The organism is Streptomyces sp. NPDC056361, from assembly GCF_042262805.1.
Taxonomy (GTDB): domain Bacteria; phylum Actinomycetota; class Actinomycetes; order Streptomycetales; family Streptomycetaceae; genus Streptomyces.
On record NZ_JBHJQI010000004.1, the window covers coordinates 43166 to 56874 of the forward strand.

Consider the following 13709-nt stretch of genomic DNA (forward strand, 5'->3'; position numbering starts at 1 on the left):
GGTACGGGCCGTCGGCCGTTCTCCCTCACGTTCCGGGCACGCCCGGCTGCGCGCGATGTCACCGGCGGGCCCCTGGGGGGGTAGGGTCGTAAGCGGTCGGGGACATCCCAAAAAACAAAATCTCGCCGGCGTCGAGAACACCGGCGTACCTAACGAGGAGATCGGTTCGTGACGATCCGCGTAGGCATCAACGGCTTTGGCCGCATCGGCCGGAACTACTTCCGCGCGCTCCTTGAGCAGGGTGCCGACATCGAGATCGTGGCTGTCAACGACCTGGGTGACACCGCGACCACCGCACACCTGCTGAAGTACGACACCATCCTGGGACGCCTCAAGGCCGAGGTCACCCACACCGCCGACACCATCACCGTCGACGGCCACACCATCAAGGTGCTGTCCGAGCGCAACCCGGCCGACATCCCCTGGGGCGACCTGGGCGTCGACATCGTCATCGAGTCGACCGGCATCTTCACGAAGAAGGCCGACGCCGAGAAGCACATCGCCGGCGGCGCCAAGAAGGTCCTCATCTCGGCTCCGGCCACCGACGAGGACATCACCATCGTCATGGGCGTCAACCAGGACAAGTACGACGCCGCGCAGCACCACGTCATCTCGAACGCGTCCTGCACCACCAACTGCGTCGCCCCGATGGCGAAGGTCCTCGACGAGAACTTCGGCATCGTCAAGGGCCTGATGACCACGGTCCACGCGTACACCAACGACCAGCGCATCCTGGACTTCCCGCACAAGGACCTGCGCCGCGCCCGCGCCGCCGCGGAGAACATCATCCCGACCACGACGGGCGCCGCCAAGGCCACCGCCCTGGTCCTCCCGCAGCTCAAGGGCAAGCTGGACGGCATCGCCATGCGCGTCCCGGTCCCGACCGGCTCCGCCACCGACCTGGTCGTCACCCTCGACCGCGAGGTCACCAAGGACGAGGTCAACGCCGCGTTCAAGAAGGCGGCCGACGGCGGCGACCTCAAGGGCATCCTCTTCTACACCGAGGACCCGATCGTCTCCTCGGACATCGTCAGCGACCCGGCGTCCTGCACCTTCGACGCCTCCCTGACCATGGTCCAGGAAGGCAACACGGTCAAGATCCTCGGTTGGTACGACAACGAGTGGGGCTACTCCAACCGTCTCGTCGACCTCACCGTCTTCGTCGGCGGCCAGCTCTAAACTTCAGGGCAGGCCATCGATGTGAGCAGGGCTCGGGCAGCGCAACGCAGCGCTGTGCGAGCCCTGTTTGTGTGCTCCACCGCGTACCAAGGAGTCTGTGACAGATGAAGACGATCGACGAGCTTCTCGCCGAAGGCGTCTCCGGCAAGCGGGTGTTCGTCCGCGCCGACCTCAACGTGCCGCTCGACGGCACCACCATCACCGACGACGGCCGCATCCGCGCCGTCGTCCCCACGGTCAAGGCGCTCGCCGACGCCGGCGCCCGCGTCGTGGTCGCCTCGCACCTCGGCCGGCCCAAGGGCGCCCCGGACCCGGCGTTCTCCCTCGCCCCGGCCGCCGCGCGCCTCGGCGAGCTGCTCGGCGCCGACGTGGCCTTCGCGACCGACACGGTCGGCGAGTCCGCCACCGCGACCGTCGCGGGCCTCGCCGACGGCCGGGTCGCCGTCATCGAGAACCTGCGGTTCAACGCCGGCGAGACGTCCAAGGACGACGCCGAGCGCGGCGCGTTCGCGGACCGGCTGGCCGACCTCGCCGACGTGTACGTCGGCGACGGCTTCGGCGCCGTGCACCGCAAGCACGCCTCGGTCTTCGACCTCCCGGCGCGCCTCCCGCACGCCGCGGGCTACCTCATCGCCACCGAGGTGGGCGTCCTGAAGAAGCTCACGGAGGACGTCCAGCGGCCGTACGCGGTCGTGCTCGGCGGCTCCAAGGTCTCCGACAAGCTCGGGGTCATCGACCACCTCCTGGAGCGTGCCGACCGCATCCTGATCGGCGGCGGCATGGCGTACACCTTCCTCAAGGCCCAGGGCCACGAGGTCGGCAGCTCGCTGCTCCAGGAGGACCAGATCCCGGCGGTGCTCGAGTACCTCAAGCGCGCCGAGGACAAGGGCGTGGAGTTCGTGCTCCCCGTCGACGTCGTGGTCTCCGCGCAGTTCCCGGACCTCAAGACCAAGGCCCCGACCGAGCACCGCACGGTGCCCGCGGACGCCATGCCCGCCGGTTTCATGGGCCTGGACAACGGCCCCGAGACCAACAAGCTGTACGCGTCGAAGCTCGCCGACGCCGCCACCGTCTTCTGGAACGGCCCGATGGGCGTCTTCGAGCACCCCGACTACGCCGAGGGCACCCGGGCCGTGGCCCAGGCCCTCGTCGAATCCTCGGGCTTCAGCGTCGTCGGCGGTGGTGACTCCGCCGCGGCGGTCCGCACCCTGGGCTTCGACGAGAACGCATTCGGACACATCTCGACCGGTGGCGGTGCCAGCCTCGAATACCTCGAGGGCAAGACGCTTCCCGGCCTCGCCGCACTGGAGGGTTAACCACCTTATGACCACGCGTACCCCGCTGATGGCGGGCAACTGGAAGATGAACCTCAACCACCTCGAGGCCATCGCCCACGTTCAGAAGCTCGCCTTCGCCCTGACCGACAAGGACTACGACGCCTGTGAGGTCGCGGTCCTGGTCCCCTTCACCGACCTGCGGTCCGTCCAGACCCTGGTCGACGGCGACAAGCTGAAGATCAAGTACGGCGCCCAGGACATCTCGGCGCACGACTCCGGTGCCTACACCGGCGAGATCTCCGGCCTGATGCTGTCCAAGCTGAAGTGCGCCTACGTCGCCGTCGGGCACTCCGAGCGCCGCCAGTACCACGCCGAGAACGACGAGGTCTGCAACGCCAAGGTGAAGGCCGCCTTCAAGCACGGCGTGACCCCGATCCTCTGCGTCGGCGAGGGCCTGGACATCCGCAAGGCCGGTCAGCAGGTCGAGTACACCCTCGCCCAGCTCGACGGCGGCCTGAAGGACGTCCCGGCCGAGCAGGCCGAGACCATCGTGATCGCGTACGAGCCGGTGTGGGCCATCGGCACCGGCGAGGTCGCCACCCCCGAGGACGCCCAGGAGGTCTGCGGGGCGATCCGCGGCCGTCTCGCGGAGCTGTACTCGCAGGAGCTGGCCGACAAGGTCCGCATCCAGTACGGCGGCTCGGTCAAGTCCGGGAACGTCGCCGCGATCATGGCGCAGCCCGACGTGGACGGCGCTCTGGTGGGCGGCGCGGCGCTGGACGCCGACGAGTTCGTCAAGATCGTTCGCTTCCGCGACCAGTGAGTATGCGGTAGCGGAGTTACGTCGTACCCTTGCGGGGGTCGGGCAGGCGCCCGGCCCCCGTCCGTATAAGTCCGAGGAAGTTGGTCCAGCCGTGGTTATGGGGTTCTCGATCGCCCTGATCATCTTCAGCGCGCTGCTGATGCTGCTCGTGCTGATGCACAAGGGGAAGGGCGGCGGCCTCTCCGACATGTTCGGTGGCGGTATGCAGTCCTCCGTCGGCGGCTCCTCGGTCGCCGAGCGCAACCTGGACCGGATCACCGTTGTGGTCGGTCTGCTCTGGTTCGCCTGCATTGTCGTACTCGGTCTGCTGATGAAGTTGGACGGGTAACTCCAATCACTGGACGCGCGTTGGGCCTTACGTAGACTGGGGCATCTTCGAGCACCATCACGCAGGGAGTTACGACCGTGGCAAGTGGCAACGCGATTCGGGGAAGCCGGGTCGGAGCGGGGCCGATGGGCGAGGCCGAGCGAGGCGAATCAGCGCCGCGCGCCCGCATCTCGTTCTGGTGCTCGAACGGGCACGAGACGCAGCCGAGCTTCGCCAGTGACGCGGCGATCCCGGAGACCTGGGACTGCCCGCGCTGCGGCTTCCCGGCAGGTCAGGACCGGGACAACCCGCCGGACCCGCCGCGCACGGAGCCGTACAAGACCCATCTCGCCTATGTGCGTGAGCGGCGCAGCGACGCCGATGGCGAGGCGATTCTCGCCGAGGCGCTCGCCAAACTGCGCGGCGAGATCTGAGCGTGGTGTGACAATGTGACGAAAGGGCCCCGCCCGCGAACTCGATTCGCGGACGGGGCCCTTTCGGCGTTCGCGCCCGCCTTCGCGTCACCCGTCCCTCTGATCAATTAGGTTTGGGGGTGCAGCGGGGCAGACAAGCAGTACGAGAAGAAGTGGGCGATGTCCGAGATGACTACCGAAGGCCGTACCAGGCTCAACCGGCTGCCCGAGTGGGCGGCCCTCGGCAAGCACCGTGAGCAGCTGGGCGAGACCCATCTGCGTGAGCTGTTCGCCGCCGAGCCGGCGCGCGGCACCGACCACACCCTGCGGGTCGGCGACCTCTACCTGGACTACTCCAAGCACCTCGTCACCGGCGAGACGCTGACCCTGCTGCGCGAACTGGCCGCCGCCACCGGCGTCGCCGAGCTCCGCGACGCCATGTTCCGCGGCGAGAAGATCAACACCACCGAGGACCGGGCGGTCCTCCACGCCGCGCTGCGCGCCCCCCGCGGGGCCGTGATCGAGGTCGACGGGGAGAACGTCGTCCCGGGCGTGCACGCCGTCCTCGACAAGATGGGCGCCTTCGCCGACACGGTCCGCGCGGGCTCGTGGACCGGCCACACCGGCAAGCCGATCAAGAACGTCGTCAACATCGGCATCGGCGGATCCGACCTCGGCCCGGCGATGGCCTACGAGGTCCTGCGGTCCTTCACCCAGCGGGACCTGACGTTCCGTTTCGTCTCGAACGTCGACGGCGCCGACCTCCACGAGGCCGTCCGCGACCTCGACCCGGCCGAGACGCTGTTCATCGTCGCCTCGAAGACCTTCACCACCATCGAGACGATCACCAACGCCACCTCCGCCCGCGACTGGCTGCTCGCCGGTCTCGGCGCCGGCCAGGAGGCCGTCGCCAAGCACTTCGTCGCCCTCTCGACCAACGCCGAGAAGGTCGAGGAGTTCGGCATCGACACCACGAACATGTTCGAGTTCTGGGACTGGGTCGGCGGCCGCTACTCCTACGACTCCGCCATCGGCCTCTCCCTGATGATCGCCATCGGCCCGGAGCGCTTCCGGGAGATGCTCGACGGCTTCCACCTCGTCGACGAGCACTTCCGCACCGCCCCGCCCGAGGAGAACGCGCCCCTGCTCCTCGGCCTCCTCGGCGTCTGGTACGGCGCCTTCTTCGACGCCCAGTCGCACGCCGTCCTGCCGTACTCGCACTACCTGTCCAAGTTCACCGCCTACCTCCAGCAGCTCGACATGGAGTCCAACGGCAAGTCCGTGGACCGCGAGGGCAACCCGGTCGACTGGCAGACCGGACCCGTCGTCTGGGGCACCCCCGGCACCAACGGGCAGCACGCCTACTACCAGTTGATCCACCAGGGCACCAAGGTGATCCCGGCCGACTTCATCGGCTTCGCCCGGCCCGTGGCCGACCTGCTGCCCGGCCTCGTCGCCCAGCACGACCTGCTCATGGCCAACTTCTTCGCCCAGACCCAGGCGCTCGCCTTCGGCAAGACGCCCGAGGAGGTACGCGCCGAGGGCGTCCCCGAGGAGCTCGTCCCGCACAAGACCTTCCGGGGCAACCACCCCACCACCACGATCCTCGCCGACGAACTCACCCCGTCCGTCCTCGGCCAGCTGATCGCGCTCTACGAGCACAAGGTCTTCGTCCAGGGCGCCGTCTGGAACATCGACTCCTTCGACCAGTGGGGCGTCGAGCTCGGCAAGGTCCTCGCCAAGCGGATCGAGCCGGTCCTGACCGACGGGGAGGGCGGCGAGCACCTCGACAGCTCGACCGCCGGACTCGTCACCGCCTACCGGTCGCTGCGCGACCGGGGCTGACCGCGTGACGGGGGAGGGCGCGGTGCGGCTCCGGCCGCCCAGGAACGCCGTGGACGAACGGGCCGTCGCCTGGTGGCGGTGGCAGCTCCTGATCACCACCGCCGTACCGGTCGTGGTGCTCGCCGTCCTCGGCGTGCTCATCGGGCCCGCCCGGTCCTGGCTGCTGCTCGCGGCCGGGGTCGTGGCGGCCCTGGGCCTCGCCTGCACCGCGTTCCTCCCCGCCTGGTGGTTCCGGGTCCACCGCTGGGAGGTCACCGACGACGCCGTCTACGTCCGCACGGGGGCCTTCCGGCAGGAGTGGCGGATCGCTCCGATGTCCCGGATCCAGACCGTCGAGACCGTACGCGGACCACTGGAGCAGTACTTCGAGCTCGCCACGGTCACCGTGACCACCGCCTCCGCCAAGGGCGCGATCCGCATCGAGGGCCTCGACCACGAGCTGGCCGCCGGACTCGCCGAGCGGCTCACCCTCATCACCCGGGCGACCCCCGGGGACGCCACGTGAACGAGGCGGCGGGTACCGAGGAAGCGGCGGGCACGGAGGAGGCCGCGGGTACGGAGGAGGCGGCGGGCACGGAGGAGGCCGCGGGTACGGAGGAGGTCGGCGGCGCAGAGGCGGAGTGGCTGCGCCTGCATCCCCGTACCGTCCTCGTCCGGGTCGTCCTCTTCGCCGGCGTCCTCGCCGGCGCCGCACTGCCCATCGCCTTCGGCCTGGCCGGCGACCGCCCGCTGTGGCAGGCCTTCGCCTGGGTCGCCGCCGGGGTCGCGCTCGTCCTCGCCGCCGACCTCGTCACCGAGACGGTCCGCTTCCGCCGCACCCGCTACCGCGTCGGCCCCGAGCGGGTCGAGCTCCACACCGGGCTGCTCGTCGTGCAGCGCCGCTCACTGGCCCGCGAACGCGTCCGCAGCGCCGACCTGAGCGCCAACCCCGTCCAGCGCGTCTTCGGCCTCGTCAAGGTCCGCGTCGGCACCGGCGAGCACACCGCCGGCGGCGAGTCGACCCTCGAACTCGACCTGGTCACCCGGGCCGAGGGCGAACGGCTCCGGCGTGAACTGCTCGCCCGGGCCGCCGCACCCTCCGGGGACCCGGACGGCGACGACGCCCTGGCCACCCTCGACCCGAGCTGGATCCGCTACGCCCCCGTCTCCTTCCTCGCCCCCGCGCTCGGCGGCGCCGCCGTCGGGGCCGTCCTCCAGGTCAGCGAGTGGTTCGGCGCACAGGGGAAGGTCATCCACTGGATAGGGGACCGCTTCCAAGGCGTCTCCCTCCCCTGGATGATCGTCGACCTGGTGCTCCTCGCCACCGTCACCGGAGCCGTCGGGGCCCTCGGCCTCTGGGTGGAGATGTGGTGGAACTACCGCCTGGAGCGCGAACCGGGCGGCACCCTCCGGGTCGCCCGCGGCCTCTTCACCGCCCGCTCGGTCTCCCTGGAGGAGCGGCGGCTGCGCGGGATCGAACTGGTCCAGCCGCTCGGCGTCCGGCTGTGCGGGGCCGCCCGCCTCGACGCCGTGGCCACCGGCCTCGCCCAGGACGACGGCGACAAGCACGCCGACCTCAAGAACCTGCTCCCGGCCGTGGACCGGGCCACCGCCGACCGGGTCGCCGCCCTCGTCCTGCGCGAGCCCGAGCCGCCCACCGGGGCACCCCTGACCGCCCACCCCCGGGCCGCCCGCACCCGGCGCGTGCGCTGGGCCCTGTGGAGCGTCCTCCCGATCGTCGCGCTCCTCGCCCTCCTCGGCCTCCTCCTCACCCCGGTCCTGCTCTACGTGGCCGGGGGCTGCGCCGTCGTCCTCACCCCGATCGCCGTCCTCTTCGCCCTCGACGCCTACCGCGGCCTCGGACACGGCATCAGCGGCGCCTACCTGGTCACCAGGTCCGGCACCCTCCGCCGCGCCACCGTCGCCCTCCAACGCTCCGGCGTCATCGGCTGGACCGTCAAGCAGTCCTACTTCCAACGCAAGGCCGGCGTCCTCACCCTCACCGCCACGACCGCCGCCGGCTCCGGCGCCTACGCCATTCCCGACGCCGACGCCTCCGAAGCCCTCACCTTCGCCACCACAGCCGTACCCGACCTCCTCGCACCCTTCCTGGAGCCCGTGCGGGGCGAAGGGGAAGCCGGTACCGAACGGGCGATCGGGGCCCCGTAATATGTGCGGCTGATTCGGGGCCCGACCGCGGTATACCGGGCTCCTGCCGGACCACGGTCGAACGGAGCCCTTTCTTGCCGACGCTCATACGCGATGCGCCGCTGCCCGAAGCCCCGGCCGTCACTTCGGCCGGACGCGCGGGCGGCATGCTGCCCTCGCTCACGGGCATGCGCTGGGCCGCGGCGTTCCTGGTCTTCGCGTTCCACACGTACAAGTTCGGATATTACGGACCCGCGGACGAGAAGGTGGTGGCCTGGGCCGCCCGCTCGGGCAGCGTCGGGGTCATGTTCTTCTTCGTCCTCTCCGGATTCGTGCTGACCTGGTCGGCCCGTCCGAAGGATCGGTTCTTCTCCTTCTTCCGGCGGCGGCTCGCCCGCATCTATCCGATCCACGTGCTCACCGCGGTCCTCGCCCTCGTCCTCGCCTTCACCGTGCTCCCCTGGCTGAGGGACGGCGAGCGGACCGCACCCGAGGCGATCGTGGCGAACCTGCTCCTGGTGAGCTCCTGGAAGTACGAGTGGTGGCAGGCGGCCAACCCGGTCAGCTGGTCCCTCGTCTGCGAGGCGTTCTTCTACGCGTGCTTCCCGCTGGTCTACGCGGTGCTGCGCCGCGTGGGACCGAAGCTCCTGACCGTGGTGGCGGTGCTGTGCGTGCTCTCCGTCGCCTTCCAGCCGGACGACTACCACCTCTACAGCCTCCCGCCGGCCAGGCTCCCCGAGTTCGTCCTCGGCGTGGCGGTGGCGCGGCTCGTCCAGCTCGGCAAGTGGCGCGGGCCCGGCCTCGAAGGCGCCGTCGCTCTGACGCTGATCGGCTACTTCGCCGTCCCGCTCGTGCCCGGAGACCAGTACTGGACCGCGCTCATCGGCCTCACCCTCCTGATCGCGGCCGGCGCCGTCGCCGACATCGACGGAGAGCCGTCCATGTGGCGCCGTCCGGTACTCGTGAGGCTGGGTGAGTGGTCGTTCGCCTTCTACATGATCCACCTGCTGGTGATGCACTCCCTGCGGCTGTGGGTGGGGGACAAGCCCAAGCTCGACACGCTGCCGGCGTTCGGCCTCGTCGGACTGGCCTTCGCGGTCTCCCTCGCGCTGGCGGCACTCCTCTACACGTACGTGGAGGAGCCCGGACGCCGGCTGGTCCTGGGGAAGACGCGCCTGACGCTCCGCCGGCGCCGCTGACCGCGCGGCGACCCGTGGAACGACGGAGGCCCGGTTCACCGAGGGGTGAACCGGGCCTCCGTCGTCGTGCCTCAGGCCGAAGCGGGGGGGTACATGCTTCGGGGGAGTTCGGAGGCGGCGGCCGTGTCGAGGAGCCAGAGGGTGCGGGAGCGGCCGTAGGCGCCGGCGGCGGGGGCTTGGACCTCGCCCGCGCCGGAGAGGGCGATGGCCGCGGCCTTCGCCTTGTCCTCGCCGGCCGCGAGCAGCCAGACCTCCTTGGCGGCGCGGATGGCCGGGAGGGTCAGGGAGACGCGGAGCGGCGGGGGCTTGGGCGCGCCGTGCACGCCGACCACCGTCCGCTCGGTCTCACGGACGGCCGGCAGCTCGGGGAAGAGCGAGGCCACGTGCGTGTCCGGGCCGACGCCCAGCATCAGCACGTCGAAGTCCGGCACCGCGCCGTGCTCAGAGGCGGCCGCCAGCTCCGCCGCGTAGGCGGCCGCGGCGGCGTCGACGTCGCCGTAGGGGCCGTCCGAGGCGGGCATGGCGTGCACCCGTGCCGGGTCGAGCGGCACCCGGTCGAGCAGTGCCTCACGTGCCTGGGTGACGTTCCGCTCGGGGTCGCCCTCGGGCAGGAAGCGCTCGTCACCCCACCACAGGTCGAGCCGCGACCAGTCGACGGCGTCCCGCGCGGGCGCCGAACCGAGCGCCGCGAGCAGGCCGTTGCCGTTGCGGCCGCCGGTCAGCACGACCGAGGCCGAGCCGCGGGTGGCCTGGGCGTCCACGATCCGGGTGATCAGCCGGGCCGCGGCGGCCTGCGCCATCAGCTCCTTGTCGCGGTGGACGACCAGCTGCGGGGTGCTCACTTGGCCGCCGCCTTCTTGGCCGTGGCCTTCTTCGCGGCGGGCTTGGCGGCCGGCTCGGGGGTCACGACGGCCTCGGCCGCGGGGGCCTCCTGCTCGGGAGCGACGATCGCCGCCTCCTCGGCGAGGCGCTCGAGACCGTACTTGAGCGCCGTCGCGTACGTGTCGTCCGGGTCGAGCCGGCGCAGCTCCTCCGCGATCAGCTCGGCCGTCTCGCGGCGCTTCAGCGCCACGGCACGGTCGGGCTGCCCCTGGATGGAGAGCGTCGCCAGCGAGCCGTCCGGCCGGTCGAGGACGATCGGTCCCGTGCTGGTCTCCATGCGGACGGAGGTCAGGCCGGGGCCGGTCGACTTGGAGCGCCGCACCGGCACCTTCAGCCGCTCCGCGAGCCACATCGCGAGCAGTTCGACGCTCGGGTTGAACTCCTCGCCCTCCACCTCGGCGGAGGTGACCTGGCACGCGACCTGGTCGAGCGCGGCGGCCAGCATCGAGCGCCACGGGGTGATCCGGGTCCACGAGAGGTCCGTGTCGCCCGGGGTGTACCGGTCCGCGCGCGCGGACAGCTCCTGGATGGGCTGCTCGGCGGCGTACGTGTCGGTCACCCGGCGCTGGGCGAGGGCGCCCAGCGGGTCGTTCGCCGGGTCGGTCGGCGCGTTCACCGGCCACCAGACGACGACGGGGGCGTCCGGGAGGAGCAGCGGCAGGACCACCGACTGGGCGTGGTCGACGACCTCGCCGTACAGCCGGAGCACCACCGTCTCGCCGGTGCTGGCGTCGGCGCCGAGGCGGACCTCGGCGTCGAGCCGCGCCTTGGCGCGGTCCCGCGGGGAGCGCGAGACCCGCTTGATGACGACGAGCGTCCGCGAGGGGTGCTCGCGGGACGCGTCGTTGGCCGCCTTGAGGGCGTCGTAGGCGTTCTCCTCGTCGGTGACGATCACGAGGGTGAGCACCATGCCGACGGCCGGCGTGCCGATCGCCCGCCGCCCGAGCACCAGCGCCTTGTTGATCTTGGAGGACGTGGTGTCCGTCAGGTCGGTCTTCATGGCCGGCGCCAGCTCCTGCCGTCTCGTGCGAGCATCTCGTCCGCCTCGACCGGACCCCAGGTCCCGGACTGGTACTGCGCGGGCTTGCCGTGCTTGTCCCAGAACTGCTCGATCGGGTCGAGGATCTTCCACGACAGCTCGACCTCCTCGACCCGCGGGAAGAGGTTCGAGTCGCCGAGCAGGACGTCGAGGATGAGCCGCTCGTACGCCTCGGGGCTGGACTCCGTGAAGGACTCGCCGTACGCGAAGTCCATGGACACGTCCCGGATCTCCATCTGGGTGCCGGGCACCTTGGAGCCGAACCGCATCGTCACGCCCTCGTCCGGCTGGACCCGGATGACGATGGCGTTGCGGCCGAGTTCCTCGGTCGCGGTGTGGTCGAAGATGGAGTGCGGGGCGCGCTGGAACACGACCGCGATCTCCGTGACGCGGCGGCCCAGGCGCTTGCCGGTGCGCAGGTAGAAGGGGACGCCCGCCCAGCGGCGGTTGTCGATCTCCAGCTTGATGGCCGCGTAGGTGTCGGTCTTCGACTGGGGGTCGATGCCGTCTTCCTGGAGGTAGCCGACGGCCTTGGCGCCGCCCTGCCACCCGGCCGCGTACTGGCCGCGGACCGTGGACGCGCCCAGGTCCTTGGGCAGCTTCACCGCGCCGAGGACCTTGGTCTTCTCGGCGGCGAGCGCGTCGGCGTCGAAGGAGGCGGGCTCCTCCATCGCGGTCAGCGCGAGCAGCTGGAGCAGGTGGTTCTGGATGACGTCACGGGCGGCGCCGATGCCGTCGTAGTACCCGGCCCGGCCGCCGATGCCGATGTCCTCGGCCATGGTGATCTGCACGTGGTCGACGTACGACCGGTTCCAGAGCGGCTCGAAGATGGTGTTGGCGAAGCGGAGCGCCAGGATGTTCTGGACGGTCTCCTTGCCGAGGTAGTGGTCGATCCGGAAGACCGCCTCGGGCGGGAAGACCTCGTGGACGACCTCGTTGAGCTCCTTGGCGGAGACCAGGTCGTGGCCGAAGGGCTTCTCGATGACCGCGCGGCGCCAGGAGCCGTTCTTCTGGTCCGCCAGGCCGTGCTTCTTGAGCTGCTGCACGACCAGGGGGAAGAACTTCGGCGGCACGGACAGGTAGAAGGCGAAGTTGCCTCCGGTGCCCTGCGCCTTGTCGAGCTCCTCGATGGTGTCCTTGAGCTGCTCGAAGGCGTCGTCGTCGTCGAAGTCGCCCTGGACGAATCGCATGCCCTGGATGAGCTGCTGCCACACCTCCTCGCGGAACGGGGTGCGGGCGTGCTGCTTGACCGCGTCGTGGACCTCCTGCGCGAAGTCCTCGTCCTGCCACTCGCGCCGGGCGAAGCCGATGAGCGAGAAGCCCGGCGGCAGCAGGCCGCGGTTGGCCAGGTCGTAGACGGCGGGCATCAGCTTCTTACGGGACAAATCGCCCGTGACGCCGAAGATCACCAGGCCCGACGGCCCCGCGATGCGCGGGAGCCGTCGGTCTGCGGCGTCACGGAGCGGGTTGGCTCCGTGGACTGCGCTCAAAGTGCTTACGCCTCCGAAGGTGCGAGGCGCTGAAGCTCCGCCTCGGTGGACTTGAGCAGGTCGTTCCAGGACGCCTCGAACTTCTCGACGCCCTCGTCCTCCAGGAGCTGGACGACGTCGTCGTAGCCGATGCCCAGCTTCTCGACGGCGGCCAGCTCGGCGCGGGACTGCTCGTAGGTGCCGCGGATGGTGTCACCGGCGACCTCGCCGTGGTCGGCGGTGGCCTCCAGGGTGGCTTCCGGCATCGTGTTGACGGTGCCGGGGGCGACCAGGTCCACGACGTACAGGGTGTCCTTGTACGCCGGGTCCTTGACGCCGGTCGAGGCCCACAGCGGACGCTGCTTGTTGGCCTGCGCCTTGTCGAGGGCGGCCCAGCGCTCGGAGGAGAAGACCTCCTCGTACGCCTCGTAGGCCAGGCGGGCGTTGGCCAGCGCGGCCTTGCCCTTGAGCGCCTTGGCCTCGTCGGTGCCGATGCCGTCCAGGCGCTTGTCGATCTCCGAGTCCACGCGGGACACGAAGAAGGAGGCCACCGAGTGGATCTTGGAGAGGTCGAGGCCGCGCTCGCGGGCCTTCTCCAGGCCCGCCAGGTAGGCGTCCATGACCGCGCGGTAGCGCTCCAGCGAGAAGATCAGCGTCACGTTGACGCTGATGCCGAGGCCGATGACCTCGGTGATCGCCGGCAGACCCGCCTTGGTGGCCGGGATCTTGATGAGCGTGTTGGGCCGGTCCACCAGCCAGGCCAGCTGCTTGGCCTCGGCGACGGTGGCGGTCGTCTCGTGGGCGAGACGGGGGTCGACCTCGATGGAGACCCGGCCGTCCTGGCCGTCGGTCGCGTCGAAGACCGGCCGCAGGATGTCGGCGGCGTCGCGGACGTCCGCCGTCGTGATCATGCGGATGGCCTCGTCGACGGTCACCTTGCGGGCGGCGAGGTCGGCGAGCTGCTGCTCGTAGCCGTCACCGGACGAGATGGCCTTCTGGAAGATCGACGGGTTCGTGGTCACACCGACCACGTGGCTCTGGTCGATGAGCTCGGCCAGGTTGCCGGACGTGATCCGCTTGCGCGAGAGATCGTCCAGCCAGATCGCGACGCCTTCGTCGGAGAGGCGCTTGAGAGCGTCTGTCATGAGA

At 70.5% G+C, this 13709-nt stretch carries 13 protein-coding genes; 9 read left to right on the forward strand and 4 right to left on the reverse strand.

The genetic code is table 11. The features are described from left to right. Window positions 1-168: 168 nt before the first annotated feature. From gap to ACFCY7_RS02215, 9 genes are all read left to right on the forward strand, one after another. Window positions 169-1179: a type I glyceraldehyde-3-phosphate dehydrogenase gene (gap, locus tag ACFCY7_RS02175; RefSeq protein WP_376480541.1), complete on the forward strand. Its 1011-nt coding sequence runs from the start codon at window positions 169-171 to the stop codon at window positions 1177-1179. Between the two features lie 104 nt (window positions 1180-1283). Then, complete coding sequence (locus ACFCY7_RS02180; RefSeq protein ID WP_376480542.1) at window positions 1284-2495, forward strand: phosphoglycerate kinase; 1212 nt, start codon at window positions 1284-1286, stop codon at window positions 2493-2495. Window positions 2496-2502: 7 nt separating this feature from the next. Further along, window positions 2503-3279: a triose-phosphate isomerase gene (gene tpiA, locus ACFCY7_RS02185; protein WP_376480543.1), complete on the forward strand. Its 777-nt coding sequence runs from the start codon at window positions 2503-2505 to the stop codon at window positions 3277-3279. Between the two features lie 97 nt (window positions 3280-3376). Continuing rightward, complete coding sequence (secG, locus tag ACFCY7_RS02190) at window positions 3377-3607, forward strand: preprotein translocase subunit SecG (protein WP_376480544.1); 231 nt, start codon at window positions 3377-3379, stop codon at window positions 3605-3607. 77 nt (window positions 3608-3684) lie between these two features. Continuing rightward, window positions 3685-4020 (forward strand): RNA polymerase-binding protein RbpA, encoded by a 336-nt coding sequence (locus tag ACFCY7_RS02195; RefSeq protein ID WP_071891222.1) that lies wholly within the window; start codon window positions 3685-3687, stop codon window positions 4018-4020. 159 nt (window positions 4021-4179) lie between these two features. Beyond that, entirely contained in the window at window positions 4180-5844 is a 1665-nt protein-coding gene (gene pgi / locus ACFCY7_RS02200; protein WP_376480545.1) for a glucose-6-phosphate isomerase, read from the forward strand. Window positions 5845-5848: 4 nt separating this feature from the next. After that, window positions 5849-6349, forward strand: a complete 501-nt coding sequence (locus ACFCY7_RS02205; RefSeq protein ID WP_376480546.1) for a PH domain-containing protein — start codon at window positions 5849-5851, stop codon at window positions 6347-6349. A 119-nt stretch (window positions 6350-6468) separates the two neighbouring features. Continuing rightward, complete coding sequence (locus ACFCY7_RS02210; protein ID WP_376480604.1) at window positions 6469-7992, forward strand: PH domain-containing protein; 1524 nt, start codon at window positions 6469-6471, stop codon at window positions 7990-7992. Between the two features lie 74 nt (window positions 7993-8066). After that, window positions 8067-9170: an acyltransferase family protein gene (locus ACFCY7_RS02215; protein ID WP_376480547.1), complete on the forward strand. Its 1104-nt coding sequence runs from the start codon at window positions 8067-8069 to the stop codon at window positions 9168-9170. Window positions 9171-9241: 71 nt separating this feature from the next. Here the strand turns inward: ACFCY7_RS02215 and pgl are convergent, their stop codons facing one another. Genes pgl through tal form a run of 4 tightly spaced genes read right to left on the reverse strand, consistent with a single transcriptional unit; the run spans window position 9242 to window position 13705 of the window. Next, a complete protein-coding gene (gene pgl, locus ACFCY7_RS02220) occupies window positions 9242-10012 on the reverse strand; it encodes a 6-phosphogluconolactonase (protein ID WP_376480548.1) in 771 nt (256 codons plus the stop codon). After that, window positions 10009-11052: a glucose-6-phosphate dehydrogenase assembly protein OpcA gene (opcA, locus tag ACFCY7_RS02225; RefSeq protein WP_376480549.1), complete on the reverse strand. Its 1044-nt coding sequence runs from the start codon at window positions 11050-11052 to the stop codon at window positions 10009-10011. The genes pgl and opcA overlap by 4 nt, the downstream gene beginning before the upstream one ends. Continuing rightward, on the reverse strand, window positions 11049-12581 hold the full coding sequence (gene zwf, locus ACFCY7_RS02230) for a glucose-6-phosphate dehydrogenase (protein ID WP_376480550.1): 1533 nt from the start codon (window positions 12579-12581) through the stop codon (window positions 11049-11051). The genes opcA and zwf overlap by 4 nt, the downstream gene beginning before the upstream one ends. A gap of 5 nt (window positions 12582-12586) precedes the next feature. Further along, the gene (gene tal / locus ACFCY7_RS02235) at window positions 12587-13705 is read right to left on the reverse strand and encodes a transaldolase (protein WP_376480551.1); all 1119 of its coding nucleotides are present in this window, start codon (window positions 13703-13705) and stop codon (window positions 12587-12589) included. Window positions 13706-13709 lie beyond the last annotated feature (4 nt).